The sequence below is a fragment of the Streptomyces sp. STR69 genome, from assembly GCF_024519455.1.
In the GTDB taxonomy this organism is placed as follows: Bacteria; Actinomycetota; Actinomycetes; order Streptomycetales; family Streptomycetaceae; genus Streptomyces.
Genome location: NZ_JALJRY010000004.1, coordinates 315,795 through 340,108, shown reverse-complemented (window position 1 = coordinate 340,108; position 24,314 = coordinate 315,795). Strand labels below are relative to the sequence as shown.

Here is a 24,314-nt window from a genome sequence, read left to right as displayed (position 1 = left end):
GAGGCGACGATGCCTGCGGCAGTCCGCGCACCGCACTTCGTGAGGTCCTTCGAGCGCGGCCTCGCCGTCATCCGCTCCTTCGACGCCGAGCATCCCGCCCGTACGCTCAGCGAGGTGGCCCGCGCCTGCGAGCTGACTCGTGCCGCCGCCCGCCGACTGCTGCTGACCCTGGCCGACCTCGGCTACGTCCAGTCCGACGGGCGCCTCTTCCGGCTCACCCCGCGCGTCCTGGAGCTCGGCTACTCCTACCTCGCGGGCTCCACCCTGCCGCAGATCGTGGCCCCGCATCTGGAGCAACTCGTCGCACGGACAGGGGAGTCGGCGTCCCTGTGCGTCCTCGACGGCGACGACGTCGTCCACGTCGTCTGTCTCCCGGCCCGCCGCGTCCTGGCCGCCACGATCACCGTGGGCACCCGCCACCCCGCCCGTGCCACCGCCGCGGGCCGGGTGCTCCTCGCCCACCTGCCGGCCGGGGAACCGGACGCCCGGCCGTCAAGCGACCTACTGCGCAAGGAACTTCACCGGATACGGCACGAGGGGTACGCGCTCGTCGACGAAGAGCTGGAGGAAGGGCTCAGATCGGTCGCCGCCCCGGTGCGGGACCGGGACGGCGCGGTGGTCGCCGGCGTGAGCGTCGGGGCGCACTCCGGCCGGCACTCCGCCGAGGCCGTACGACGGGACCTGCTGCCCCAGTTGCTGGCGGCGGTGGCGCTCATCGACGACGATCTGCGGATCACAGATCGAGCACGAGCCGCTTCCCCGCACAGCGCGAGACACAGATGAGCATGGTCTCGCCGGCCGCCCGCTCCTCCTCGCTCAGCACCGAGTCCCGGTGGTCCGGGGTGCCGTCGAGGACGTCGGTCTCGCAGGTCCCGCAGGTGCCCTCGGTGCAGGAGAACAGCACCTCGACCCCGGCGGAGCGCACCGTGTCGAGCACGGACACGCCCACCGGGACGGTGAGGGTCTTTCCGCTCCGTTCCAACACCACCTCGAACTCGCTGTCGGTGCCCGCCTGTTGGACCTTCGGCTGGAACCGCTCCAGGTGCAGGATGCCGCCGGGGCAGCGTGCCTCGACCGCGTCGAGCAGCGGTCCGGGACCGCAGCAGTAGACGAGGGTGCCCTCGGGCACGTCGTCCAGGACGGACGGCAGGTCGAGCAGCCCGACCTCGTCCTGCGGAGCGACGGTGACCCGGTCGCCGTAGCGGCTCAACTCCTCTAGGAAGGCTATGGAGTTGCGGGTGCGACCGCCGTAGAGGAGGCTCCACTCAGCGCCCGCCGCCTCCGCCGCGGCCAGCATCGGCAGGAGCGGGGTGATGCCGATGCCGCCCGCGACGAAGCGGTAGCGGGGGGCGGGCTCCAGGCGGAAGTGGTTGCGCGGTCCGCGCACCCGCACCTTGTCGCCCTGCCTCAACTGCCCGTGCACATAAGCCGATCCGCCCCGCCCGTCCGGTTCCCGCAGCACCGCGATCCGCCACGCCGTACGGTCCGCCGGGTCGCCGCACAGCGAGTACTGGCGCTCCAGATCCGGGCCGAGGAGGACGTCGATGTGCGCGCCCGGCTCCCAGCGCGGCAGTTGCTCGCCGAGCGGGTGGCGCAGGGTGAGGGCGAGCACGCCGTCTGCCGCGAACTCGCGCCGGTCGACGACGAGTTCGGTGTCGGCTGTGAATTCGCTCCGTTCGACGGCGGGTTCGGCCTCGTAGGTGGTCATGCGTCGGCTCCCTGCGGCTCGTCGACCGAGTGGCCCCTGGGATGGGCGAGCATCCACTCCCACATCTCGATCGGGTCCTGGGACGTGTGCTCGCGTCCGCAGTGGCAGGTGCCGTGCAGGATGTCGGTGCCCGGCAGCCAGTCGATGCGGTAGACCTCGCCGGTCGGAGCGGTCACTGGACCTTCTCCACCGGCTTGGCGCCCTCCTCGACCAGCCGGGCGAGGATCCGGCGGGCGGCGAGACCGCCCGTGTCGATGTTGATGCTCAGCTCCTGGTAGCCGGTGCGCTCCGAACCCAACGTCTTCTGAAGGAGGTTGAGGGCGTCCACGTCCTGCATGACGACGGTGTGGTTGTTGGCCCGCAGGAACTCGGTGACCTCGGCGTCGTCCGTGGCCCAGTCGCGCGAGACCGCCCAGAAGTCGTACACCTTGCCGTCGGAGGAGGGCGTGATGGCGTAGGTGATCTCGGTGTGGAAGCCGTTCGGGTCGCTGCTGTCCGCCTCGGGGAGCACGCCGACCGGGGCGATCCGGCTGTGCAGGAGGTAGAGGCAGGGGGCGTGGTACTCGATGTCCTGCCAGCGGGTGATGCGGCCTTCGATGCCGGTCGACCTGGCGTAGAACGGCGGGCACTCGGCGTCGTCCATGTGCCGGCTCACCCGTACGACACCGGCGCCCTCGTCGACCTCCGTGGTGATCGGCGTCTCGGCGACCTCGGGGGAGCCGATGTAGCCGCCGTGCAGATACGTCTCGTGGGAGAGGTCGAGGAGGTTGTCGACGAGGAGGCCGTAGTCGGCGTCGATCGGCTCCATGCCGCTGACGGTGACCCACTCGGGGGAGGCGAGGTGCGGGGCGCGCGGGATGACCTGCGGGTCCGCGAGCGCCGGGTCGCCGATCCACACCCAGACCAGCGCGTCCTGCTCGACCACCGGGTAGGAGGCGACGCGGGCGGTGCGGGGGATGCGTTTCTGCCCCGGCACGTACACGCAGGTGCCGGTCGTGTCGTAGGTGAAACCGTGGTAGCCGCAGACGATCCGGTCCCCGTCGAGCCGGCTCTCGGAGAGCGGGAACCGCCGGTGCACACACCGGTCGTGCAGCGCCACCGGGGTGCCGTCGTCCTCGGTGCGGTAGAAGACGAGGGGCTCGCCGAGGATCGTCCGGCCGAGCAGGTCACGGCCGACCTCGTGGCTGTAGGCGGCGACGTACCACTGGTTCCTGGCGAAGGCGGTGGTGTGCGGCATCGTTGCGGCTCCCGTCGTTGGGTGATGGCGACATCGTCCGGAAGGGCGTCACCGGGGCGCAATACCTCTTCCGTCTCGCGGAAGAGGTAGGGGGAACTGCCTGTTCAGGACGGGTGCTCGTCTCTGGGAGTGAGATCAGGGCTGCGCCGAGCCGGCGACCTTGCCGAGCGTTTCTGCCGATGATTCGTGTCGGGACTGTCCCCGTAGGTGCAGGGGTGGCCCTTGGTGGAAGCGGTCCGACGGTCGGTTACACGGTGAGTTCCTTGGTGATGCGGTCGAGCATGAAGGTGGAGGATTCGCGGGCGCGTTCCTCCCAGGCGAAGACGCAGGCTGTGGCCACGCCGTCGAAGTTCAGCTCGCGGAGGGTGCCGAAGAAGGCGTTCCAGTCGACCTCGCCCTGACCGATGTCGAGGTGCTGGTGGATGCGGGCGGTGGTGCCGGGCGGGTTGAGGATGTAGCGCAGTCCGCTGGACCCCTTGTGGTTGAAGGAGTCGGCGATGTGCACGTGCTGGAGCTTGTCGCCGGCGTAGCGCATCATCGCGGCGATGTCCGCGGTCGGGTCGGAGCCCGAAAGGTGGAAGGAGTGCGGGGCGCAGTAGAGGTAGTTCACCCAGGGCTTGTTGACGGCGCGGACGAGGTCGACGGCGGGGGTGTTCTCCTCGCAGAAGTCGTCGGGATGGGCCTCCAGGTTGAGGGCGATGCCCTCGCGCTCGAAGGCCGGGAGCAGTTCCTCCAGTGAGCGCCAGAAGGCGGATTCGCTCTCGGCGGCGCGCTCGGGGCGGCCGTTGAACTCCGAGTTCATCAGGGGGCATTCGAGGTCGGCGGTGATCTCGATCATCCGCTTCCAGTACCGTACGGCGGTCTGTCGCTCGGTCTCGTCGGGCGAGGACCACCTGTACAGCGGGAGCACGGAGGACAACTTCACCCCGTGCGTGCGCAGGGAGTTCTTCGGCTCGGCGACGCGCTCGTCGTCGGCGCGCGGGTGCAGGAAGAACGGCATGAAGTCGTCGCGGGGTGACAACTCGATGTATTCGTAGCCGAGTTGGGCGACCGTGCGGACCATCTCGTCGATGGGCAGGCTGCGGAACATGTACGGGTCGAGGGCGATCTTCACGCGGCACCTCCGTAGAAGGCGGGTCGGGGCTTGAGGTCGGTGGCGACGGCGTGGCCCGACTCCAGGGCCTCGACGGTCGCGCTGGTGATGACGGTGGCCGCGTAGCCGTCCCAGGCCGAGGGGCCGGTGGGCTCGGTGCCGGCGGCGATCCCCGCGATCCACTCGCGGAACTCGGTGTCGAAGGCGTCCGCGAAGCGGCCCACCCAGTCGGTGAGCACCTCCGTGCTGTGCTGTCCCGCCGTGCGCACGCCGACGGCGGTCGGGTCGGGCAGCCGGACGAGGCCCTCTTCGCCGATCGCCTCGCACTGGATGTCGTAGCCGTACTGGCAGTTGACGAAGACCTCCAGGTCGATACGGACGCCCTTGGCTGTCTCGAAGAGCATGATCTGCGGGTCCTTGAGGTGCGCGAACCGCTTGCTCGTGGCGCGCGGGGTCACCACCTGCGTGGAGACGATCTCGTCGTCGAGCAGCCAGCGCAGTACGTCCACCTCGTGCACGGCCGTGTCCAGGGCGGCCATGTCGGACGTGTACGACTCCGGGACGGTCGGGTTGCGGTGGGCGCAGTGCACGATCAGCGGCTCACCGATGCGGCCGGCGTCGATGACCTGTTTCATCTGCCGGTATCCGGCGTCGTAGCGGCGCATGAAGCCGACCTGGACCAGGCGACGGCCGTGCGCCTGCTCGGCCTCGATGATCCGCAGGCAGTCCTCGGCGGTGGTGGCCAGCGGCTTCTCGCAGAACACCGGTTTCCCAGCGGATATCGCGGTCAGCACGTGCTCGGCGTGGGTCGGGCCCCAGGACGTCACGAGAACCGCGTCGACGTCGTTCGCCGCGATCACGGCGGCGCCGTCGGGCAGGACCCGGGCGCCGACCGGGGCAGCTGCCTCCTCGGCGCGGGCGGCGTCGATGTCGGTGACCGCGGTGACGCGGGCGCCGGTGACGGTGTGGGTGAGGCGCCGGATGTGTTTCTTGCCGATCCAGCCGGCGCCGATGACTCCTACACGTACGGTCATGGTCAATTCCTTCAGGAATGAGGGGTGTTCAGGAGAAGCGCGCCCGGAGTTCGGCTTCGAGGGTTTCGAGGGTGTGGCCCTTGGTCTCCGGGACGTAGAGCCTGACGAAGGTGAACGAGAAGACCCCCGCCACCACGAAGAGGAAGAAGGTGTTGGAGACCCCGATCCCGTCGACCAGGGACGGGAAGACCAGCCCGATCACGAAGTTGGTCAGCCACAGCACCACGGCCGCGACACCCATCCCGAATCCGCGCATCCGCATCGGGAAGATCTCCGAGAGCATCAGCCAGGTCACCGGCGAGATCGCCCCCTGCTGGAAGGCGAGGAAGGTGACCGTCATGGCGAGTACGGGGAAGGCCCGGGTATCGCCCGACGGCAGCAGCAGGGAGAAGATTCCGATGAGCAACAGGGCTGCTGTCGTACCGATCTGACCGGTCATCAGCATCGGGCGGCGCGCGACGCGGCCCAGCAGCCAGATGCCGACGAAGGTCGCCAGCACCGAGATGACGCCGTTGGCGATGTTCGCGGTCAGGGCACTGTCGGCCGTGAAGCCGGCGTCGGTGAGGATCTGGGTGCCGTAGTACATGATCGTGTTGACGCCGGTGATCTGCTGCACGATGGCGATACCGAAGCCGACGAGCATCAGTCGGCGCAGCCACGGGGTGGACTTCATGTCCTGCCAGCCGCCGAGCCTCTGCTGGTCCTCCCGGACCGCGAGCGCGGAGACTTCGGCGAGTTCGGCCTCGGCCCGCTGCTGGGACCGGACCTGTTCGAGCACGTCGAGGGCCTCGGCGAAGCGGGTCCTGGAGGCCAGCCAGCGTGGGCTCTCCGGCATGACCAGCATGCCGAACCAGCGCACGACGGCCGGGATCGTGGCGAGGACTGGGCTTCGTCTTCGGGCACGTCTGGCAGCGCCCCGGACTGACCCGCCGCGAACGCCGGATCATCACCGTCGCCAGCGTTGCTCTCGACGACTCGCCCGTTCCCTTGCAGACGCACGTCAGGTCCGCGCTCCACTCCGGCGACCTCACCAAGGAGGAGATGGACGAGATCGTGCTGCAGTTCGCCGCGTACTACGGCTTCGCGAAGGGAGAGGCCCTGGCGGACGCGGTCGAGAAGGCGTGGGCGACCATGCCCGGTTGACCGGCCTCGGCGCCACCCACCGTCCGATCGGCGCGGTCACGGGTCTGCCTACGGCTGGGCCTGTCGGTGTGTGTCTGGATACCGATCGTCATTCCGGCTGTTCTCGCGACGCGTGGTCCACCGGTGCAGGGACTCATGTGCGAGGGAGCCCATGACGAGGTCTTGGACCGTACTTCGACGACCTAGCCTCCATGGGACGGACCTTCGCGGATCCCTCCGCGCGCCAGGTCGTCGGCCCCGATGCGATCGACTTCAGAGACCAGCCGTTCTCCACTGCCTCGGGCGGCAGGGCCGGATGGCCAGGCGGGCCGCGGCCACGCAGTCACTTTTCGAGGCCGGTCGGGCTCTGCCGGCGCAGCACCGCAGGCGGTATGCGGAGCACGACACGGTCATAGCAGCGCGGGCGGAACGCGCCGGTACTGATCACGCGGGGATGGCCTGTGGGCCCTACCCAAGAAAGCAAGGGCGGGCGGCGCGCTCAGCGGGTGAGGCGCAGGGCGGTGGCCACCTCGGGACGGATACGCACGGCGAGATCCGTGAACGGGTCAGCTCATGGCCGGTGACGACCACGCTCCAGCCGAGTTGGCTTTGTTCGGTCCGGTCCGCCCTGTGCATCAGCCTGTGGCTTCCGAGTCGCTGAGTATCAGGGCTTCCTCCCGCGTGGCGAGGGGGGTGAACCGGCCGATGAGACGTCCTGCGCGCAGGACCCTCAGGATCATCGGATGCGGGCAGACCAGTAACAGCCATCCGCCCCGCTCTTTGACGCGTCGCTCGGCGTGGCACAGCAGTCGTAGCCCATAGGCGTCGAAGAACTCGGTCGGAGTCAGATCGATCACCACGGTTTGGCTGGGAGCGGCTGTCGCGGCGTCCAGGTTCGGCAGGATCTGTTGGGCGGCGGCGATGTCGATCTCGCCGTGGAACTCGATGACTGTGGCCCCGCTGACCTGTTGGGTGCGGATGTACCCAATGGGCCATGTGCTGTCGCCCTGTTGCACGGCGGTTCCCCCGAGTGAGCCCGGAAGCCCGATATGCCGGGTCCGGGGCGCTTTTCGCCACCGGGGGCTGGGGCGGCAACAGACCGCCAGCGTATGCCCCATTGGAGTCTCTTGCATGACAAAACGATTCTCTGCAGGCGGAGTTCACTCGGTGGAGCGATTTTCGCCGGATCTGCTTGACATGCGTGTCCCAATCCTTCTACGTCCTCGTACGTCAAGGGCGTGTTGGTCGCACGGGTCGGCGACGGGTGCTCACTTCGCCGGATTCGGCGTGCGACAGATCAGCTCCGCGGGGACAGGGGGAGCTGCCCGGGTCAGGAGTGGTTACTCCGGAGGGCCGCTCGCGTCTCCCGATGTGTTCTCGCCCTGGCGGTGAGGAGAGCCGGGCAGGGGGAGCGAGAACCACACGGCTTTGCCTTCCTCGGCGAGCAGGGTGCCCCAGGTGGAGGCCAGTTGGTCGAGCAGGGCCAGTCCGCGGCCGGACTCCTCGTCGGGGCCCGCGGTCCTGGCTCGGGGCAGGACCGGGCTGCCGTCGCAGACTTCGATGTGGAGTTCGTCCCGGGTGCGGCGCAGTCGCAGCCGCAGGGGGTCGCAGGCGTGGCGTACCGAGTTGGACAGTAGTTCGGAGGCCAGCAGGCATGCCGTGTCGGTGAGGGTCTCGCAGTGCCAGTCCTGCAGGGTGCGGCGCAGGAATTGGCGTCCTTCCCGCACGCTGATGGGCTGTGCCGGAAGGAGCGCGGACACGGCGGTCACCGGAGAGGGCGGGATGCGGGCCAGGAGCAGGGTCACGTCGTCGCTGTAGTCCTGGGGGTCGGGCAGCAGGGCGGTGAGAACGCAGTCGGCGGCCCGCTCCAGGCAAGTGGTGTCGGCGGCGGCTTTTTCCAGGGCGATGGCGAGGGCGTCGATCTGCAGTTCGATGTCGCTGGTGGGGGTTTCCACCAGGCCGTCGGTGTAGAGGGCCAGCACCGAGCCCGGGGGGACGGTGATGCGGGTCTCCTGGTGGGGTACGTCGCCGACGCCCAGCGGCACACTGACATCGACCGGGAGCCTGCGGACCTGTCCGGTGGGATCCACCACCAGCACCGGCAGGTGACCGGCCGAGCACACGGTCAGGGCGCTCTCGTCGGGGTCCAGGACCAGGTAGCAGCAGGTGACGAGTTGGTCGGGCAGTTCGCTGACGACCGCGTCCAGGGCCCGCATCAGCTGCCAGGGCGGCATGCCGGTCTTCGCCAGGGCGTGGGAGGCAGAGCGCAGCTGGCCCATGACGGCGGCGGCCTCCAGGCCGCGGCCCATGACGTCGCCGATCAGGACGCCCATCCGTCCGCCGCCCAGGGCGATCAGGTCGAACCAGTCCCCACCCACGCCGGGTCCCTGGCGTGCGGGGAAGTAGCGGCTGGAGGTGTCCATGCCGGGCAGGGGGATGGGTGAGCCCATCAGGCTGCGCTGGAGCGTCAGGGCGACGTGGCGCTGCTGTTCGTAGAGTTCGGCGAGCTGGGCTTCGGCCTTCTTGCGTTCGCTGACGTCACGGATGGCGGCGGAGACCAGGGTGCCGTCCGGGGTTTCCAGGGGGCTGAGGCTGATCTCGACCGGGAACTCGACCCCGTTCTGGCGCAGTCCGTAGAGCTCCAGCCCGGCGCCCATGGGACGCACACGCCTGTTGTCGACATAGCCGTGCCTGTGGGCGGGGTGGTGATGGTGGAACCGCTGGGGGACGAGGATTTCCACCTGCTGTCCCAGGAGTTCTTCCCGCCGGTAGCCGAAGAGTGCCTCGGTCTGTGCGTTGACCAGCTGGATGGTGCCGGTGTCGTCCACGATGACGATGGCATCGGGGGCGGCTTCCAACAGGGCGCGGAAACGTGCTTCGGCGGCCTTGCGTTCGCTGACGTCCCGCACGGCGGCGGAGATCAACAACCCGTCGGGGGTCTGCAGCGGGCTGATGCTGATCTCGACCGGGAACTCGGCTCCGTCCCGGCGTAGCCCGTACAGGTCCAGGTTGGCACCCATCGGACGGACCTGCTGGTTGGCGGAGTAGCCCAGACGGTGACCGGGGTGCTGACCGCGGAAACGCTCCGGGACCAGCATCTCGATGGGACGGCCGAGCAGTTCGTTGCGGGGATGACCGAACAGGGCTTCGGTCTGGGCATTGACCAGGCGGATGACTCCGGCGTCGTCCACGATCACCATCGCGTCGGGAGCCGCCTCCAGCAATGCGCGAAACGGCTCCTCAGCCACCGGGATCATGTTGGGGTGCCTCTCGCGCCTGCCTGGTTCCATGGCATATCTCAGCACCGGCTGAAGCGAGGGCGGGCGCTTTGTAGCGAAGTGTCCTTTCGTGACATTTCCTGGCCGGAACTGAGGTGCGGTTTCCGGGGCGCGCAAGCGGCGAGCGAAGCAGGCTGCCGACGGTCAGCCGTGGTGTCTCGCGACGGTGGAGCCGCCGATCAGGGCTGAGCCTGTCTGGGTGCGGATGATGACCGTGTCGCCGTCGAGGACGTGGTTGACCGGGCGGATCACGGGGAGTGCCCGGCAGGTGGCCCGTGCGTTCACGATCACGACCCGTTCAGGCTCTTACCGAGCGACAGGCCTCCCGAGGCCGCGACCGGGAGAGGAGGGGACGCCTCGGCGTACACCGAGGCAATGCCGTACTCGTAGTAGCGCTCCGGGATCGGATCGCGGAACACGCCCGCGACACCGGTGCCGGACCAGGCGCCGCGTTCTTCCCCTGCGCGCTGTCGCTCGGCCGAGGTGTCCCTGAGTTCGCGCTACTGGGTCTTCATGAAGGGCATGTGGAAGGCCAGTACTGTGATTTCGCATGACCGGCACCGAGATCGAGATCACCGCGGACCTGGTCCGCGACCTGCTCCAGGAGCAGCATCCAGACCTTGCGGGGCTGGCCATCCGTGAGGTGGCGGGCGGCTGGGGCAATCAAATGTGGCGCCTCGGGGACGAGTTGGCCGTACGCATGCAGCGCATGGACCCCACCCCGGAGCTCCAGCTCAAGGAGCGGCGGTGGTTACCCGTGGTGGCCCCGCGTCTGCCGCTCCCGGTGCCGACCCCGGTGCGGTTCGGCGAACCGTCCGAGCGCTTCCCCAAGCACTGGACCGTGATGACGTGGGTCCCCGGCGAGCCGCTGGACCACGGCTCGATCAGCCGCGGCGTCCACGCGGCCGACACCCTGGCGGGCTTCCTGCGGGCGCTCCACGTGGAGGCGCCCGCCGAGGCGCCGATCAGCTCGAACTTCGGCGTGCACCCGAAGAGGTGCACGAACGGCTTCGACCACTTCTTCGAAGCCGTTGTCCCCGGCGGCATCGCCGACGAGGTGCGGGCTGTCTGGGACGACGCCGTTGCGGCCCCCGAACGGGAGGCCCCGTCGGTGTGGGTGCACGGTGACCTTCATCCCGCGAACGTCGTCGTTTCGGACGGAACGCTCTCGGGCGTCGTCGACTTCGGTGCCCTGTGCGCCGGCGACCCGGCCTGCGACCTCGCCGCCGCATGGGTGCTGCTGCCCGCGGGCACGGCCTCACGGTTCTTCGAGGTGTACGCGCACGCAGACGAGGCGGCGATCCGGCGCGCCCGCGGGCTGGCCGCGATGAAGTGCCTCTTCCTGATGCTCATGGGACAGAACGGAGACCGGGGCCTTCCCGGCGGCAAGCCGAACTGGGGACCTGTAGGCCGTGCGGCACTCGATCGGGTTCTGAAAGGGGTCTGAAGGGCATCTCATCGGCGCCGACTTGGAGAAGGCGGGCCCGTGATCCGTCGGGCATGGGAGGCGGCCCGACCACCACGGCACCACGGTGCCGAGCCGCCCCGCACGCAGGGTCACCGTGACCAGGCCAATCGGTCGGTGCGGCCGTCGGGGATCATTCCAGGGGAGGCGACCGTCTCGCGGAAGGGGCTCGCCTACGAGCACCGAGCCGCGGCCGGTTCCTCGGCGGTCGGCGTCTGTGGCGTCGTACGGCGACGGGTGTTGACGCCGTTGATCACGACCGTCGCCGCGAGCGCCCCGAGCGGCGGGGCGAGGAGATAGACCGGCAGGAGGGAGAGGTCGCCCGAGAGCAGCGCCGGGCCGAACTCCCGCGCAGGGTTGGCGATTCCGCCGGACAGGGTGCCGAAGGCGATGATCTGGGCGGCGATCATCGTGCCGACCGCCCAAGGGGTGAACGGGCCGAGTCCGTGGCTGGAGACGCCGATCCCGGCGACGGCGACGATGACGAACATCGTGGCCGCCTCGACCACGGCGACCGCGGCCCAACTCCAGCCGGGGGCCGGCCTGATGACGGCGAAGTCCACGGCGGGGGAGGCGAACACCGGTCCCCAGACCAGACGTCCGGCCGCGATGCCGAGGAGTGAACCGAGCAGTTGCCCCGCGACGAACGGCGCGACATCGCGGCCCGGTGTGCGGCCGTAGCGCCACATCGCGAGGGTGATCGCCGGGTTGATGTGGCCGCCGGTCACTCTGCCCCAGGGGGAGAGCATGACGGCGGTGACCGTGTAGCCGGAGAGCGGGGCCACCACGAGGAGCCGGGCTTCTGGACCGTTCCACCAGCCGCCCGCCGCCGGGTCGAGGGTGCCCATCAGCCAGCGGACCGTGGTGGCCACGACGAACAACATGACCGCGGTCAGGGCGAGTTCGAGGAGGGACGAGTGCAGCGTGCGGCGGTTCGCGCTCACAGCGGCTTCGTCCACGAGGCGTCGGAGCGGGTCAGCACGAACGCGGTGACGGAGGCCGCGACCAGCAGCAGCGCGGCGAACAGCAGGGGCAGGGCCCGGCCGCCGTGCTCGACCGCGACGGCACCGGCCAGACCGCCCGCGAACATCGCCGCCGCCGAGAGCAGCCGGCGGCCGATCCTGCTGCCCTTGCCGCCCGCGAGGCGGCTGTCCGCGGCGACTCCGGTGATGGTGAGCGTCAGCACGGTCGTGGTCAGGTCGGGTACGGCCAGGGCGCGCGCGGTGGCGTTCTGTACGCCCATCGCCAGGCCGAGGAGAGCGATCAGGGCGTACTGCACCACCGTGCTCACGTGCGCGGTGTCGGTGGTCCGGGCGATGACGTACGCCCCCAGGACCAGGGTCGTCTCCAGCAGCAGCGCCAGGTGCAGGACCCGTCCCCGGTGGGCGCCGGCCCCGTGGGCGAGCCGGCCGCCGAGCAGGGCGCCGAGGGCGAACGCGGCCAGCGCGGCGAGGGAGGCGGCCAGCGAGAAACCGGCCGCACCGGCGATCGCGAAGCCGGAGAAGACGACGTTGCCCGTCATGTTGGCGACGAAGACATGGCCCAGGACGAGATAGCTGAAGGCGTCCACCAGCCCGGTCACCACCGTCAGCGCGAGCATGAGCGGGGGGAGCGGACCGTGCCGGTCCTTCATGTCCGGGACGACCGTGGACCAGGCGTCCCGCAGTACGGCAGACATGGCAGTGCTCCCCTTCGCTGGATCTCGGGCTTCTCCACGAGCCTCGCGCCGCGGGAGCGTTTCGTCCAACATATGGATGCGGATGCAGCGATCTGTTGCAGCGATCGAACTATCGCGGCGATCGATCGCTCTCCTCCCGGGCCGCGTGCCGCTCCACCACTTCGAGGAACGCGGCGGCGGCCGGGGCCAGCCGCTTGCTGTCGTGGACCACGCAGATGGTGTGCACCGCCGCCTCGTCCGCGACCCGGAGCGCGCGGGCCCCGTACGGCAGGGAGCCCTGGGGGTCGGTGCCCGGCGCGGAGCCGGTGAACACGGACGAGCGCGGCACGACCGTCACGCCGATGCCCCGCGCGGCCAGCCGGATCATGTCGTGGATCTGGCCGACCTGGAAGTGCTGGCCGGGTTCCACCCCGGCGCGCGCGAAGGCCGCCTCCACCTGACGGCGCAGTCCGCTGCCCCGGGTGAACTGGATGAGCTGATGGCTCTCCGGCAGGTCGGCGAGGTCGACGGCGTCGCGGTCGGCCAGGGCGTGATCGGCGGGCACGATGAGGAGCAGCGGGTCGACGGCCAGCACCAAGTGGTCGAGCCCTTCCGGGACTTGGCGCGGTCCAAGGCCCACGACCGCGATGTCGAGGTCACCGGCCAGGACGGACGCGGCCATCTGCGCGCTGGGCGCGTTGGTCACATGGAAGTCGATGCCGGGGTAGCGGGCGTGGTAGTCGGCCATCACCTCGACCAGGTCGACGGAGGAGGCGCGCGTCTGGACGAGGCCGAGGCGCAGCCGCCCGCGCCGCAGCCCGGACAGCGCGTCGAGGGCCGCCTGCGCGTTGTCGACGTCTGCGAGGACGCGGCGGGCCAACGGTTCCAGGAGTTCCCCGGCGGCCGTCAGCCGTACGGAACGGCTGGTGCGGCTGAACAGCCGGGCGCCCACGTCCTTCTCCAACCGGGCGATCTGCTGGCTCAGGGCGGACTGCGCGACGTAGCAACTGGCCGCCGCCTGCGTGAAGTTGCGGGTCTCGGCGACGGCGAGGAAGTACTTCAGGTGGCGCAGGTCCATGGCCTCGTCCATCCCTTTGGCCGATCGATTCGAGCAGAACCATGTGTTGGACCGATCCATCGTCGCAAACCTAGCGTCGGGACGCCACCAGCCGACCGACCCCTCAGGAGCCGACGTGTCCAGCAGCACCATGCCCGTGGGCGGCATACGCCCCTACGACGGGGTCCGGCACCCCGCGCAACTCGTCGTCCGCAACGGTCGGGTTCACACCGGTGACCCCGCCCGCCCGGCGGCGTCCGCCGTGGCCATCACCGACGGTGTCTTCAGCGCCGTGGGAGACGACGCGACCGTGGCCCCGCACATCGGCCCGGACACCCGCGTCGTGGACGCGCTCGGGCGACGGGTGATCCCCGGCCTCAACGACTCCCATCTGCACGTCATCCGGGGCGGGTTGAACTACCTCCTCGAACTGCGCTGGGACGGCGTACGGTCCCTGCGCACCGCGCTGCGGATGCTGCGGGAACAGGCCGAGCGCACGCCAACAGGGCAGTGGGTGAGGGTGGTTGGCGGCTGGACCGGCGAACAGTTCGCGGAGAAGCGGTTGCCGACCGTGTCCGAGTTGAACGCCGCGGCCCCCGACACCCCTGTGTTCGTCCTGCACTTGTACCAGTCGGCGATCCTCAACCGGGCCGCGCTGGAGGCCGTCGGCTTCACACGTGACTCGCCGAACCCGCCCGGCGGCGAGATCGTCCGCGACTTCGCGGGCAACCCAACCGGCGTTCTGCTCGCCGCGCCCGCCGCCGGGCTGCTCTACTCCACCCTCGCCAAGGGCCCGATCCTCGCCCCCGAGGACCAACTCGGCTCCACCCGCCACTACTTGCGCGAACTGAACCGCTTCGGCATCACCAGCGCCATCGACGCCGCCGGCGGTTTCCAGAACTTCCCCGACAACTACGCGGCCGTCACCGAACTCGCCGAGCGCGGCGAACTCACGGTCCGTATCGCCTACCACCTCTTCCCGCAGACCGCCGGTCAGGAACTCGACGACCTGCGCCGCTGGATCGGTATGGTCAGCCCCGGGGACGGCGACGCATGGCTGCGCTGCAACGGCGCCGGCGAGAACCTCGCCTGGTCCCCGGCCGACTTCGAGAACTTCGCCGAACCCCGCCCCCAACTCACCACCCGCGCAAGCCAGGACCTGGAGGCTGCGGCCCGACTGCTCCTCGACAACGGCTGGGGCTTCCGCCTCCACGCCACCTACGACGAGACGATCCGCCAGGACCTCGACGTCTTCGAGAAGATCGCCGCGGACGGCGCCTTCCCGGCCGGGACCCGCTGGCTGTTCGACCATGCCGAGACCGTCAGCCAGGAGAGTCTGGACCGGATCAAGGCCCTCGGCGGCGCCGTCTCCGTCCAGAACCGCATGATGTTCCAGGGCAAGGCGTTCATCGACCGGTACGGCGCCGAGCGCGCCGCGACCGCACCCCCGATCCGCGCCATGCGCGACACCGGCCTGCTGGTCGCCGCCGGCACCGACGCCACCCGCGTCTCCAGCTACAACCCCTGGCTCTCCCTGTCCTGGCTGGTCACCGGCCGCACCATCGGCGACACACTCCTCTACCCGGCCGAGAACCGCGTGGACCGTTCCACCGCCCTGGAGATGTACACCAGCGCGGGCGCCCGTCTGACCGGCGAGTCCGACGTCAAGGGCACCATCACCGAGGGCAAGTACGGCGACCTGGCGATCCTGTCCGCCGACTACTTCTCCGTCGCCGACGAGGACATCGACCGCATCGAGGCCCTGGTGACCGTGGCGGGCGGCAAGGTCGTGCACGCGGCCGGTGAGTACGAGAACATCGCCGCCCCGCTCCCGGAGATCAGCCCCGCCTGGAGCCCGGTCGCCCGCTTCGGCGGCTGCCGGGCGGCGACCGGCGGACGACAGGCCGACGGCTCGGGCGCGCGCCAGGCCCGCGACTTCGTGGACGCGGCCAGCGACTCCGAGGAGCAGCGCGCCTGGCGCGAGCGACGCGGCGACTTCGACCACGTACCGCACGTACCGTCCGTGCCGCACCGACTCGGCGGTGCCCTCGACCCGCTGGACGGCTGCTTCTGACCGGCAGACGCGTCCGGCGTACCTTCTTCCTCGACCGGTCACCTTTCCCGACCGCCCGACCTCGCCCCGGGAGCAGCACCATGAGCGCCAGTACGACGTCCGGGAGCGACGCCCGGTCCAGCTCGGCGTGGGCACCGCTGGCCCGCCCCGTGTTCCGGGCCCTGTGGATCGCCCAGTTCGTGTCGAACATCGGCACCTGGATGCAGACGGTCGGCGCCCAGTGGCTGCTGCTGGGGCACGGGGCGACCATGGTCACCCTGGTGCAGACGGCGTCGAGTCTGCCGATCGTGCTGCTGGCGCTGCCCTCGGGCGTCCTCGCCGACCGGTTCGACCGGCGGGGGCTGCTGCTGGTCGCGCAGCTCGCGATGTTCGCCGTATCGGCGGTGCTGACCGCGCTCGCCTTCGCGGACGCGCTGTCCGCCGTACCGCTGCTGGCTCTCACCTTCCTCCTCGGCTGCGGTACGGCGCTGATGGGGCCGTCGTGGCAGGCCATCCAGCCCGAGCTGGTGGAGCGGGAGCAGTTGGGGCAGGCGTCCGCGCTGGGGGCGGTGAACATGAACCTCGCGCGGGCGGTCGGTCCGGCGCTCGGCGGTGTGGTGGTCGCGGCGGCCGGTGCGGGGTGGGTGTTCGGCTTCAACGCGCTGTCGTTCCTCGGGATCGCCGCCGTACTGCTGCTGTGGCACCGCCCGAAGACCACCGTCCCGGCCGCCGAACGCGAACGGCTGCTGACCGCGCTGTACGCGGGCCGCCGCTACGTCTGGAACGCTCCAGGCATCCGGCGCGTCCTGCTGCGCACCGCCCTGTTCATCCCCGGCGCGGCGGCACTGTGGTCCCTGCTCCCGCTGATCGCCGCCGACTCGCTCGGGATGGGGTCGGGCGGCTACGGCCTGCTGCTCGGCGCGGTCGGGTTCGGCGCGGTGGGCGGCGCGTTCGCACTGCCGTGGCTGCGCGGGCGCCTGGGCATCAACGGCATCCTGGCCGCCGGTGCCGTCGTGTTCGCGCTCGTCCTGCTGGTCCTCGCCACCGTGCACGTCACCTGGCTCGCGGTCCTTGCACTGCTGCCCGCCGGGGTCGCCTGGATCGGCGTCCTGTCCACCCTCAACGCGGCGATCCAGACCCGGCTGCCGGGCTGGGTCCGGGCCCGCGGACTCGCCGTCTACCTGCTGGTCTTCCAGGGCGGCCAGGCACTCGCCGCCCCCGTGTGGGGCGCCCTGGTCCAATGGCTGGGCCTGACCACGGCCCTCCTCATCGGCACCGCCGTCATGCTGCTGAGCGCGCTCAGCCTCCGCCGCTGGCGGCTCTACGGCATGGAGGGCATCGACCCCACCCTCTCCGACCACTGGCCCACCCCGCCGCTGGTCTTCGTGCCCGGCCCCTCCGACGGCCCGGTGCTGGTCTCCGTCGTGTACCGCGTCACACCGGACGACAGTCCCGCGTTCGTCGAGGCCATGGACAACGTCGCCCGCTCCCGCCGCCGCACCGGCGCGCTCACCTGGGGCCTCTTCCAGGACGGCAACGAACCCGGCCGGTTCATCGAGAACTACCTCGTCGGCTCCTGGGCCGAGCACCTCGCCCAGCACCACAACCGCCTCACCACCACCGACCGTGCCTTCGAGGACAAGGCCCGCGCCCTCCTCCTGCCCGGCACCGCACCCGAGGTCACGCACGCCTTCGACGCCTCCGCCGTAGGACCGGTCCACTGAGGGTGGGTGCCGTGCACCCAGGAGAGGCGTGGCCTGGTTGACCCCGTGCGGGACCGCGACCGTGGAGCCATGAACACGAACGCAGCACCGCACCCCTTCGTCGGCATGTGGGTCACCGCCGACGGCCACATCCGGCAGGAACTCCTGCCCAACGGCCGCTACGACGAGGCCCGTGGCAACCGGCAGAGCGCCTACACCGGCAGCTACACCGTCACCGGCAACCACATCGACTACGTCGACGACACCGGCTTCACCGCCACCGGTGACGTCCGCGACGGTGTGCTCTTCCACGAGCACCTCGTCCTGTACCGCGCGTAAGCCGGTACGGCCATGGACAGCCTCGAACTGATCGTCGTCGTCGCGATCGCCGTCCTGCTGATGGGCAGGCTCTCGCGGCGCACGGGCCTGAGCGAACCCCTGTTGCTGCTCGGCGTGGGCACTCTCGTGGGGCTGACCCCGTCCTTCGCGTCGTTCGCGCTGTCCCCGGACGTCGTCCTGTTCCTCCTCCTGCCCGCGCTGCTGTACTGGGAGGCGCTGACCTCCTCGGTGCGGGAGATCCGCAACAACTTCCGCAGCATCGCGCTCCAGTCCACCGGTCTGGTCCTCGCCACCGCCGTCGCGGTCGCCGCCGTGGCCCACGCGCTGGGCTACGGCTGGCCGATCGCCTTCGTCCTCGGCGCCGTCCTCGCGCCGACGGACGCGGCGGCCGTCGCCGCGGTCGCCAGGGCCATGCCGCGCCGCTTCCTGACCGTGCTGCGCACCGAGAGCCTCCTCAACGACGGGACCGCGCTCGTCCTGCTCGCCGTGACCATCGACGTCGTCACCGACGAACACCCCTTCTCCTGGTCCGGCACGGCGCTCGCCTTCGTCACGTCCTACGCGGGCGGCATCCTGATCGGCGCCGCCGTGGCCCTGCTCCTGATCCCGGTCCGGCGCCGGCTGCCCGAGCCGCTGCTGCACAGCGTCCTGAGCGTCGCGACGCCCTTCCTCGCCTACCTCCCCGCCGAACTCCTGCATGTCTCCGGTGTGTTGGCGGTCGTCGTCTGCGGTCTGGTGTCCGCCAGGTTCGGGCCGCGGGTCATCGGCTCCGAGGCCCGTATCCAGGCCGTCGCCTTCTGGGAGGTGGCCAGTTATCTGCTCAACGGCGCCCTGTTCGTCCTCGTCGGCATCCAACTGCCGGCCGCCGTAAGAGCGTTGACCTCGGTCTCGCTGCTGCAGGCGACGACCGCCTCCCTCGCCGTGAGCGTCGCCGTGCTCGGCACCCGGCTGCTCTGGTTCTACTCGGTGCCCTATCTGGTACGGCTCCTCGACCGGCGCCCCCAGCAACGGGACCGCCGGATCACCGCCCCGCAGCGGCTGCCGCTGGCCTGGGCGGGCATGCGCGGCGCGATCTCGCTGGCCGCCGCACTGACCGTGCCCGCCACGACCGCCGACGGGCCGGTCGTCGGACAGCGTGACGCCGTCGTGTTCATCACCACGGTCGCCATCGTCGTCACCCTCACGATGCTCGGCCCCACCCTGCCGGCCATGGTCCGCCGGGCCCGCTTCCCCGCCGACGCGGCCAAGAGCGCCGAACTCACCCTCGCCCGCTGCCGGTTGAGCAGCGCCGCCCTCGACGCCCTGCCCGAGCTGGCGGAGCGGTTCGGGGTGCCCGAGGAGGACACCGCGCGCATGGTCCAGGACATCGAGGACCGCACCGCCCCCGCACCCGACTCCGCGCACCGCCGCGAGAGCCTGCGACACCTCCAACTCGCCCTGCTCCAGGTCAAACGCGACACCCTCACCGACCTCCGCGACAGCGGCCGGATCGACGACATCGTCCTGCGCAGCGTGCAGGAAGTCCTCGACGTGGAGGAAGTCCGGCTGAGCAGGCCCTGAACTCCCCATCCCGCACGCGAAGCCAACTCGGCACAGTCTCAGCGCACCTGAAAGGCACCGCTCATGAACACCCACGACACCACCAGCGCCGCCGTCCTGGAACAACTCCGCCGCCAGTCCGCCGATCCGCGCCGACGCATCCTCCTCACCGGCGCGACCATCGTCACCATGGACCCCGAACTGGGCATCCTCCAGGGTGACTTGCTCGTCGAGGGCGACAGTATCGCCGCGATCGGGCCGAACCTGGGCGCGGACGGCGCGGTGGTCGTCGACGCCTCCGGCACCATCCTGGCCCCCGGCCTCGTCGACACCCACCGGCACGCCTGGGAGGCGCAGTTGCGCCGGATCATGCCCGACGTCGACGACCTCGGCGGCTATGTGATGACCACCCTCGCCGGGTACGCCACCGTCTACCGGCCCGAGGACATGTACATCGGCACCAGACTCGCGGCGCTCACCGCGCTCGACAGCGGCATCACCACCATGCTCGACTTCTCGCACAACTCCCGTACCCGCGAACACTCCGAGGCGGCGATCGAGGCCCTCCGCGACACCGGCATCCGTGGCGTCCACGCGTCCATGGGACCGCACTTCGGGGACTGGGACCGCCAATGGCCCGCCGACCTGACCCGACTCAAGGACCGGTACTTCAGCAGCGAGGACCAACTCCTCACCCTCCGCCTGGCGACCCTGGCCACCGACGAGATCGCCGGCCCCGCCCTCGCCTACGGCCCCGAACTCGCCCGCACCGCAGCAGACTTGGGCATCGGCGTCAGCGTCGACGCGGTCTTCGGCGAGGCGTCCTCGCGGGCCGTACTGTCCTGGGCCGAGCACGGCATCCTCGGCCCCGACGTCACCCTGATCCACTCCACGGGTCTGACCGCCGAAGCCTGGAAGTCGATGGGGGAGTCGGGTACGACGGTTGCGCTGGCCCCGACCTCGGACGCGCAGATCGGCCTGGAGACCGCGATCCCCGCCGTGGACGAGGCACTCGCCGTCGGCATCCGCCCAGGCCTGAGCATCGACGTCGAAGTCGCCCTGGCCAGCGACCTGTTCACCCAGATGCGGGCCCTGCTCGCCATCCAGCGGATGCGCGCGGTCAACGCCGCCCACGGCACCGGCGGCGAGCTCTCCCGCATCACCACGCGCGACGTCCTGGACTTCGCCACCCTCCAGGGCGCCCGGACCAACGGGCTCGGCGATGTCACCGGCTCCCTGACCGTCGGCAAGAAGGCCGACCTGCTGGTGGTCCGGGCCGAGGACCTCAACAACATGCCGCTCAACGACCCCATCGGGACTCTGGTGCTGGGCTCCGACGCCCGCAACATCAGTGCCGTGTTCGTCGACGGGCAGCCGCGCAAGTGGGACGGGCAGGTCCTCGACGTGGACCTGCCCGCACTGCGCGCCGAGGTCAACGCCTCCCGCGACCACGTCCTCAACACCCCTGTCGCCTGACGGGAGTTCGGGGCGCTTCCGGGACGAGCCCGGGAGCGCCCCGAACGCGTGCTCAGGTCAGTTGGAGAACCAGGGGTTGCCGCCGCCCAGCGACCACACCGAGACCTTGGTGACGCCGAGGCCCTTGAGGACGGCCAGCTTGCGGTCCATGGCGACGCTGTCGACGTAGTCGTAGAGGACACCTCCGGAGGTCCAGCGGATCTCGCCCGAGGACGCGTCCCGGCGGCTCTCAATGGTCGCCGGGTTGCTGGAGAAGCCGGGGCTCTTCTTCATGTCGCTGAACTGGATGTTGCCCGTAACGGAGTTGAGGTCGCAGGGGTCGGGCGCGCTGTAGCCGTAGGAGGGCACGCCGATGATCAGGCGGTTGGGGTCGGGGACCTTGCTCTGCGCGTACTTGGTGACCTTCTTCAGCCAGTCGTAGGGGCTGATGGGCAGGCAGCGGGCGCCGGACGCGGTGTCGAACTCCTCGTCGTACGCCATGATCACCAGGTCGTCCACGCCGGTGGCGGCCACGGCCGCGTAGTCGTAGAAGGCGGCGTCCTCCGTCATCGCCGGTGCGTCGACCTGGAGACGCTTGCCCTTGGCGTGCAGGGCGGTCGCCAACTGCCCGAGGAACGTCTTGTAGTTGGTGAAGTCGGCGGTGCTCCAGGACCAGTAGTCCTCCAGGTCGACGTCGACGCCGCTGAGCCCGGCGTCGCTGACGAGGGAGGTGACCTTGGAGACGGCCGCCGTACGCTTGGCGCTGCTGCCGACCAGGGCGTGGACGTCGGCGGTGGTCATGCCGGAGAGCGTCGGGTACTGGTAGGTGGAGTGCGCCTTGAGGTCGGCGACGTTGGCCGCGCTGTAGGTGTTGCAGGTGCCGTTGGCGGTGGTCTCCAGGGTGACCGAGCCGTCGCCGCCGACCGACCAGTACTCGGGGTTGAGGGCGCCGTTCTTCACCCTGTTGTCGGCGTACTCGCTCTTGGCGGTGCAGGTGGAGTCGCCCGTCGAGCCGGGGTACAGCCAGGTCTGGAGCTGGACGCCCGAGGTGGCGGAGGGGCTGGCGCCGGCCGGGACGGAGGCCGTACAGGCGAGCAGCGTGGTGACCGTGGAGGCCACGACGCCGGTCACGGTGAGTGCGTGACGGAACATGAGCGGTCCTTTCGGGTGGGGAGGGGCGTGCGGGATCGCCGCGTCGGCCGGAGGACCGGCGCGGTGAACTGGGGGACAGGAGTGGCTAGTTGCTCCAGTAGGGGTCGAAGGCCAGGGTGTCGGCGCCGGGGACGGTGGTGGCGGCCGACCAGGAGCCGTCGACGACGCGTCCGCCGTCGGGCCGGCCGGCCAGCGACAGCCGGGTGAAGATGCGGTAGCGGTCACCCCGGTAGACGGAGCGGGTGAACTCGACCACCCTGCCCTCGGCGTCCCTGGCCGCCCGCTCGAACAGCAGCGCGGGGGTGTGCACGGACACGCCGAGGAGTTCGGCCTCCCACTCGTCGACCACGGTCGGTTCGATGCTCTGCGCGGCGTCGGTCAGCAGGATCTGGTAGCGGCGGCCGAGCAGCCGGTAGAAGGAGTCGGTCTCCAGGTCGCGGGCGGTCAGGCCGGGCACCAGCGCGTGCGGCACATGCAGCGTCTCCACACACATCGGGTCGCCGTCCACCGTCCGCAGCCGGAGGATCCGCAGGATCTGCTCGCTGGGCGCGATGCCCAGCCGGCGGCCGATCCGGGGCCCCGCGGCGACGGTCTTGAAGTCCAGGGTGCGGCTGGCCCAGGTGCCGTCCACACCGCCGACCCCCAGCGTCTGCGGCTGCCCGGGGGAGCCGCTGAGGTGCTGGGCGACCTTGGCCCGGGCGACGAACACACCGCGCCCGTGCTCCCGCACCAGCAGACCGTCGCGGACGAAGTCGTCGACGACCGCGCGCAACGTGGGGCGGGAGACCCCGAGTTCCTCGCACAGTTGCCGTTCGCCCGGGAGGGGGCGTCCGGTCCCGGTCTCCTCGATCAGATCGAGGAGGTGGGTGCGGATGCGTTCCCGCTTCTCCCAACGGCTCTCACCGCTGACCATTCCTACCAACTTTCCTTACCAGTGGTTCATCTTCTCTGCCGGTTACTTCCGAAATGCTTGCTTGACAGTCCCCAAATAGTGCCCCAACATGTGCCCACTGGTCAATAAGTGGTAAGTGAATTCGCCGGAGGTCCCATGTCCGAGTCCCGTGGCGGACCCGTCACCCGCACCGCCCGCCGCCCCCGCCGTACCGTCGCCGCGTCGCTGCTCGCGGCCACGGCCCTGCTGGCCGCAGCATGCACCACCGGCGGTGCCGCGTCGAAGGCGGACACCGGCGCCGACGACACCACGCCCGTCACCATCACCTTCTGGCACGGTCTCAGCTCCCCGCACGAGATCGCCTCGGTGAACGCCGTGCTCGCCAAGTTCCACAAGAAGTACCCCTACATCACGGTCAAGGCCGTCGCCGCCCAGACCGACGACAAGGTCAACCAGGCCATCCGCGGCGGCACCGCGCCCGACGTGGCGTCCTCGTTCAACGCGGCGAACGTCGGCGGCTGGTGTACCAGTGGAGCGTTCCAGGACCTCACCCCGGACATCAAGGCCGACCACGTCGACATGTCCCAGATCCCGAAGGCGGTCCAGTCGTACACCGCGTTCGGCGGCAAGCGCTGCACCATGCCCTGGCTCGCCGACACCTTCGGCCTGTACTACAACAAGAAGCTCTTCGCGCAGGCCGGGATATCCGCGCCGCCCAAGACGATGTCCGAACTCGCCGCGGACACCAAGAAGTTGACCACCTTCAACACGGACGGCTCGATCAAGACCGCTGGATTCATGCCCTACTTGGGCGCCTACGAGATGCTCACCGAGCACCTGGTCCCCAGCTGGGGCGGCAAGTGGCTCACCGCCGACGGCCAGTCCAACGTCGGCGGCGATCCCGCCTTCGCCCAGGCGCTGACCTGGCAGAAGAGCCTGGTCGACTGGTTCGGCGCGAAGAAACTGGTCACCTTCAAGGCCGGCATGGGCGACGAGTTCTCCGCGCAGAACGCCTTCGAGACCGGCAAGCTGGCCATGATGGTGGACGGCGAGTGGCGCAACTCCTTCATCAAGAGCGACAAGGCCGACATCGACTACGGCACCGCGGTGATGCCCGCCGCCGACGGCAAGTCCCAGCTGTACGGCGCCGGTTACGTAGGCGGCAACGTGATCGGCATGCCGCGCGGCGCCAAACACCCGGGCGCGGCCTGGAAGTTGATCAAATTCCTCACCACCGACACCGACGCGCTGACCACCCTCGCCGACGCCATCGGCAACGTCCCCACCACCAAGGCCGCGCTCGACTCGCCCGCGCTGGGGCTCTCCAAGGACCCGCACTTCGCGCCGTTCCTCCAGGTGTTCAAGAACCCGCTCACCACCACCACTCCGGCGAGCGCAGACGGCGGTGCCTACCTCACCAACTTCGGTCACTTCGTGGAGAAGTGGCAGAGCGGCTCCGTATCCGACCTGAAGGCCGGTCTCGCCGCCGTCGACAAGCAGAACAACGCCGCGCTCAAGCTGGGGCAGTGA

23 protein-coding genes and 1 pseudogene are annotated in these 24,314 nt (G+C 70.1%); 9 read left to right on the top strand and 15 right to left on the bottom strand.

The features are described from left to right. Positions 1-9 precede the first annotated feature (9 nt). Positions 10-783 (top strand): IclR family transcriptional regulator C-terminal domain-containing protein, encoded by a 774-nt coding sequence (locus tag OC490_RS09980; RefSeq protein ID WP_262057476.1) that lies wholly within the window; start codon positions 10-12, stop codon positions 781-783. Here the strand turns inward: OC490_RS09980 and OC490_RS09975 are convergent. The 6 genes and pseudogenes from OC490_RS09975 to OC490_RS09950 all read right to left on the bottom strand — a co-directional run. Beyond that, positions 734-1,708: a PDR/VanB family oxidoreductase gene (locus OC490_RS09975; protein ID WP_262057475.1), complete on the bottom strand. Its 975-nt coding sequence runs from the start codon at positions 1,706-1,708 to the stop codon at positions 734-736. The genes OC490_RS09980 and OC490_RS09975 overlap by 50 nt on opposite strands. Continuing rightward, complete coding sequence (locus OC490_RS09970) at positions 1,705-1,884, bottom strand: hypothetical protein (protein ID WP_200715902.1); 180 nt, start codon at positions 1,882-1,884, stop codon at positions 1,705-1,707. Before OC490_RS09970 ends, OC490_RS09975 begins: the two co-directional genes overlap by 4 nt. Further along, on the bottom strand, positions 1,881-2,945 hold the full coding sequence (locus OC490_RS09965; protein ID WP_262057474.1) for an aromatic ring-hydroxylating dioxygenase subunit alpha: 1,065 nt from the start codon (positions 2,943-2,945) through the stop codon (positions 1,881-1,883). The genes OC490_RS09970 and OC490_RS09965 overlap by 4 nt, the downstream gene beginning before the upstream one ends. Positions 2,946-3,192: 247 nt before the next feature. Further along, positions 3,193-4,059: a sugar phosphate isomerase/epimerase family protein gene (locus OC490_RS09960; RefSeq protein WP_262057473.1), complete on the bottom strand. Its 867-nt coding sequence runs from the start codon at positions 4,057-4,059 to the stop codon at positions 3,193-3,195. After that, positions 4,056-5,072, bottom strand: a complete 1,017-nt coding sequence (locus OC490_RS09955) for a Gfo/Idh/MocA family oxidoreductase (RefSeq protein ID WP_262057472.1) — start codon at positions 5,070-5,072, stop codon at positions 4,056-4,058. The genes OC490_RS09960 and OC490_RS09955 overlap by 4 nt, the downstream gene beginning before the upstream one ends. Positions 5,073-5,100: 28 nt before the next feature. Then, positions 5,101-5,955 (bottom strand): annotated as a pseudogene (locus OC490_RS09950) (MFS transporter); the annotation flags it as partial. Between OC490_RS09950 and OC490_RS09945 the strand changes: the two are divergent. After that, positions 5,955-6,215, top strand: coding sequence for a carboxymuconolactone decarboxylase family protein (locus OC490_RS09945; protein WP_262057589.1), 261 nt, complete (start codon positions 5,955-5,957; stop codon positions 6,213-6,215). The pseudogene OC490_RS09950 and the gene OC490_RS09945 sit on opposite strands and share 1 nt — an antisense overlap. A 614-nt stretch (positions 6,216-6,829) precedes the next feature. Here OC490_RS09945 and OC490_RS09940 read toward each other — a convergent pair. From OC490_RS09940 to OC490_RS09925, 4 genes are all read right to left on the bottom strand, one after another. Continuing rightward, positions 6,830-7,210: an STAS domain-containing protein gene (locus OC490_RS09940; RefSeq protein ID WP_262057471.1), complete on the bottom strand. Its 381-nt coding sequence runs from the start codon at positions 7,208-7,210 to the stop codon at positions 6,830-6,832. Between the two features lie 324 nt (positions 7,211-7,534). Continuing rightward, positions 7,535-9,451 carry a PAS domain S-box protein gene (locus OC490_RS09935; protein ID WP_262057470.1) on the bottom strand — a complete coding sequence of 639 codons (1,917 nt, stop codon included), beginning with the start codon at positions 9,449-9,451 and terminating at the stop codon, positions 7,535-7,537. Between the two features lie 165 nt (positions 9,452-9,616). Further along, positions 9,617-9,763, bottom strand: a complete 147-nt coding sequence (locus OC490_RS09930) for a pyridoxamine 5'-phosphate oxidase family protein (protein WP_262057469.1) — start codon at positions 9,761-9,763, stop codon at positions 9,617-9,619. Further along, positions 9,760-9,891, bottom strand: a complete 132-nt coding sequence (locus tag OC490_RS09925) for a hypothetical protein (protein WP_262057468.1) — start codon at positions 9,889-9,891, stop codon at positions 9,760-9,762. Before OC490_RS09925 ends, OC490_RS09930 begins: the two co-directional genes overlap by 4 nt. 131 nt (positions 9,892-10,022) lie before the next feature. On the opposite strand from OC490_RS09925, the gene OC490_RS09920 reads away from it, so the two are divergent. Then, positions 10,023-10,919, top strand: coding sequence for an aminoglycoside phosphotransferase family protein (locus tag OC490_RS09920; RefSeq protein ID WP_262057467.1), 897 nt, complete (start codon positions 10,023-10,025; stop codon positions 10,917-10,919). Positions 10,920-11,110: 191 nt separating this feature from the next. Here OC490_RS09920 and OC490_RS09915 read toward each other — a convergent pair whose 3' ends face one another. The 3 genes from OC490_RS09915 to OC490_RS09905 form a co-directional block, all read right to left on the bottom strand. After that, complete coding sequence (locus OC490_RS09915) at positions 11,111-11,881, bottom strand: MIP/aquaporin family protein (RefSeq protein ID WP_262057466.1); 771 nt, start codon at positions 11,879-11,881, stop codon at positions 11,111-11,113. Next, complete coding sequence (locus OC490_RS09910; RefSeq protein WP_262057465.1) at positions 11,878-12,615, bottom strand: YoaK family protein; 738 nt, start codon at positions 12,613-12,615, stop codon at positions 11,878-11,880. Before OC490_RS09910 ends, OC490_RS09915 begins: the two co-directional genes overlap by 4 nt. Before the next feature lie 109 nt (positions 12,616-12,724). Further along, complete coding sequence (locus OC490_RS09905) at positions 12,725-13,672, bottom strand: LysR family transcriptional regulator (protein ID WP_262057464.1); 948 nt, start codon at positions 13,670-13,672, stop codon at positions 12,725-12,727. A gap of 130 nt (positions 13,673-13,802) precedes the next feature. On the opposite strand from OC490_RS09905, the gene OC490_RS09900 reads away from it, so the two are divergent. From OC490_RS09900 to OC490_RS09880, 5 genes are all read left to right on the top strand, one after another. Continuing rightward, positions 13,803-15,725 carry an amidohydrolase gene (locus tag OC490_RS09900; RefSeq protein WP_262057588.1) on the top strand — a complete coding sequence of 641 codons (1,923 nt, stop codon included), beginning with the start codon at positions 13,803-13,805 and terminating at the stop codon, positions 15,723-15,725. Between the two features lie 80 nt (positions 15,726-15,805). After that, a complete protein-coding gene (locus OC490_RS09895; protein ID WP_262057463.1) occupies positions 15,806-17,428 on the top strand; it encodes an MFS transporter in 1,623 nt (540 codons plus the stop codon). 69 nt (positions 17,429-17,497) lie between these two features. Then, the gene (locus OC490_RS09890) at positions 17,498-17,746 is read left to right on the top strand and encodes an Atu4866 domain-containing protein (RefSeq protein WP_262057462.1); all 249 of its coding nucleotides are present in this window, start codon (positions 17,498-17,500) and stop codon (positions 17,744-17,746) included. Between the two features lie 12 nt (positions 17,747-17,758). Next, positions 17,759-19,306: a Na+/H+ antiporter gene (locus tag OC490_RS09885; protein ID WP_262057461.1), complete on the top strand. Its 1,548-nt coding sequence runs from the start codon at positions 17,759-17,761 to the stop codon at positions 19,304-19,306. Between the two features lie 63 nt (positions 19,307-19,369). Next, the gene (locus OC490_RS09880; protein ID WP_262057460.1) at positions 19,370-20,761 is read left to right on the top strand and encodes an amidohydrolase family protein; all 1,392 of its coding nucleotides are present in this window, start codon (positions 19,370-19,372) and stop codon (positions 20,759-20,761) included. Positions 20,762-20,818: 57 nt separating this feature from the next. Here OC490_RS09880 and OC490_RS09875 read toward each other — a convergent pair whose 3' ends face one another. Continuing rightward, on the bottom strand, positions 20,819-21,892 hold the full coding sequence (locus OC490_RS09875; protein WP_262057459.1) for a glycosyl hydrolase family 18 protein: 1,074 nt from the start codon (positions 21,890-21,892) through the stop codon (positions 20,819-20,821). 85 nt (positions 21,893-21,977) lie between these two features. After that, positions 21,978-22,805: a GntR family transcriptional regulator gene (locus OC490_RS09870; protein WP_262057458.1), complete on the bottom strand. Its 828-nt coding sequence runs from the start codon at positions 22,803-22,805 to the stop codon at positions 21,978-21,980. Between the two features lie 135 nt (positions 22,806-22,940). Here OC490_RS09870 and OC490_RS09865 point away from each other — a divergent pair, with 135 nt between their 5' ends. Further along, a complete protein-coding gene (locus tag OC490_RS09865; RefSeq protein ID WP_262057457.1) occupies positions 22,941-24,314 on the top strand; it encodes an ABC transporter substrate-binding protein in 1,374 nt (457 codons plus the stop codon).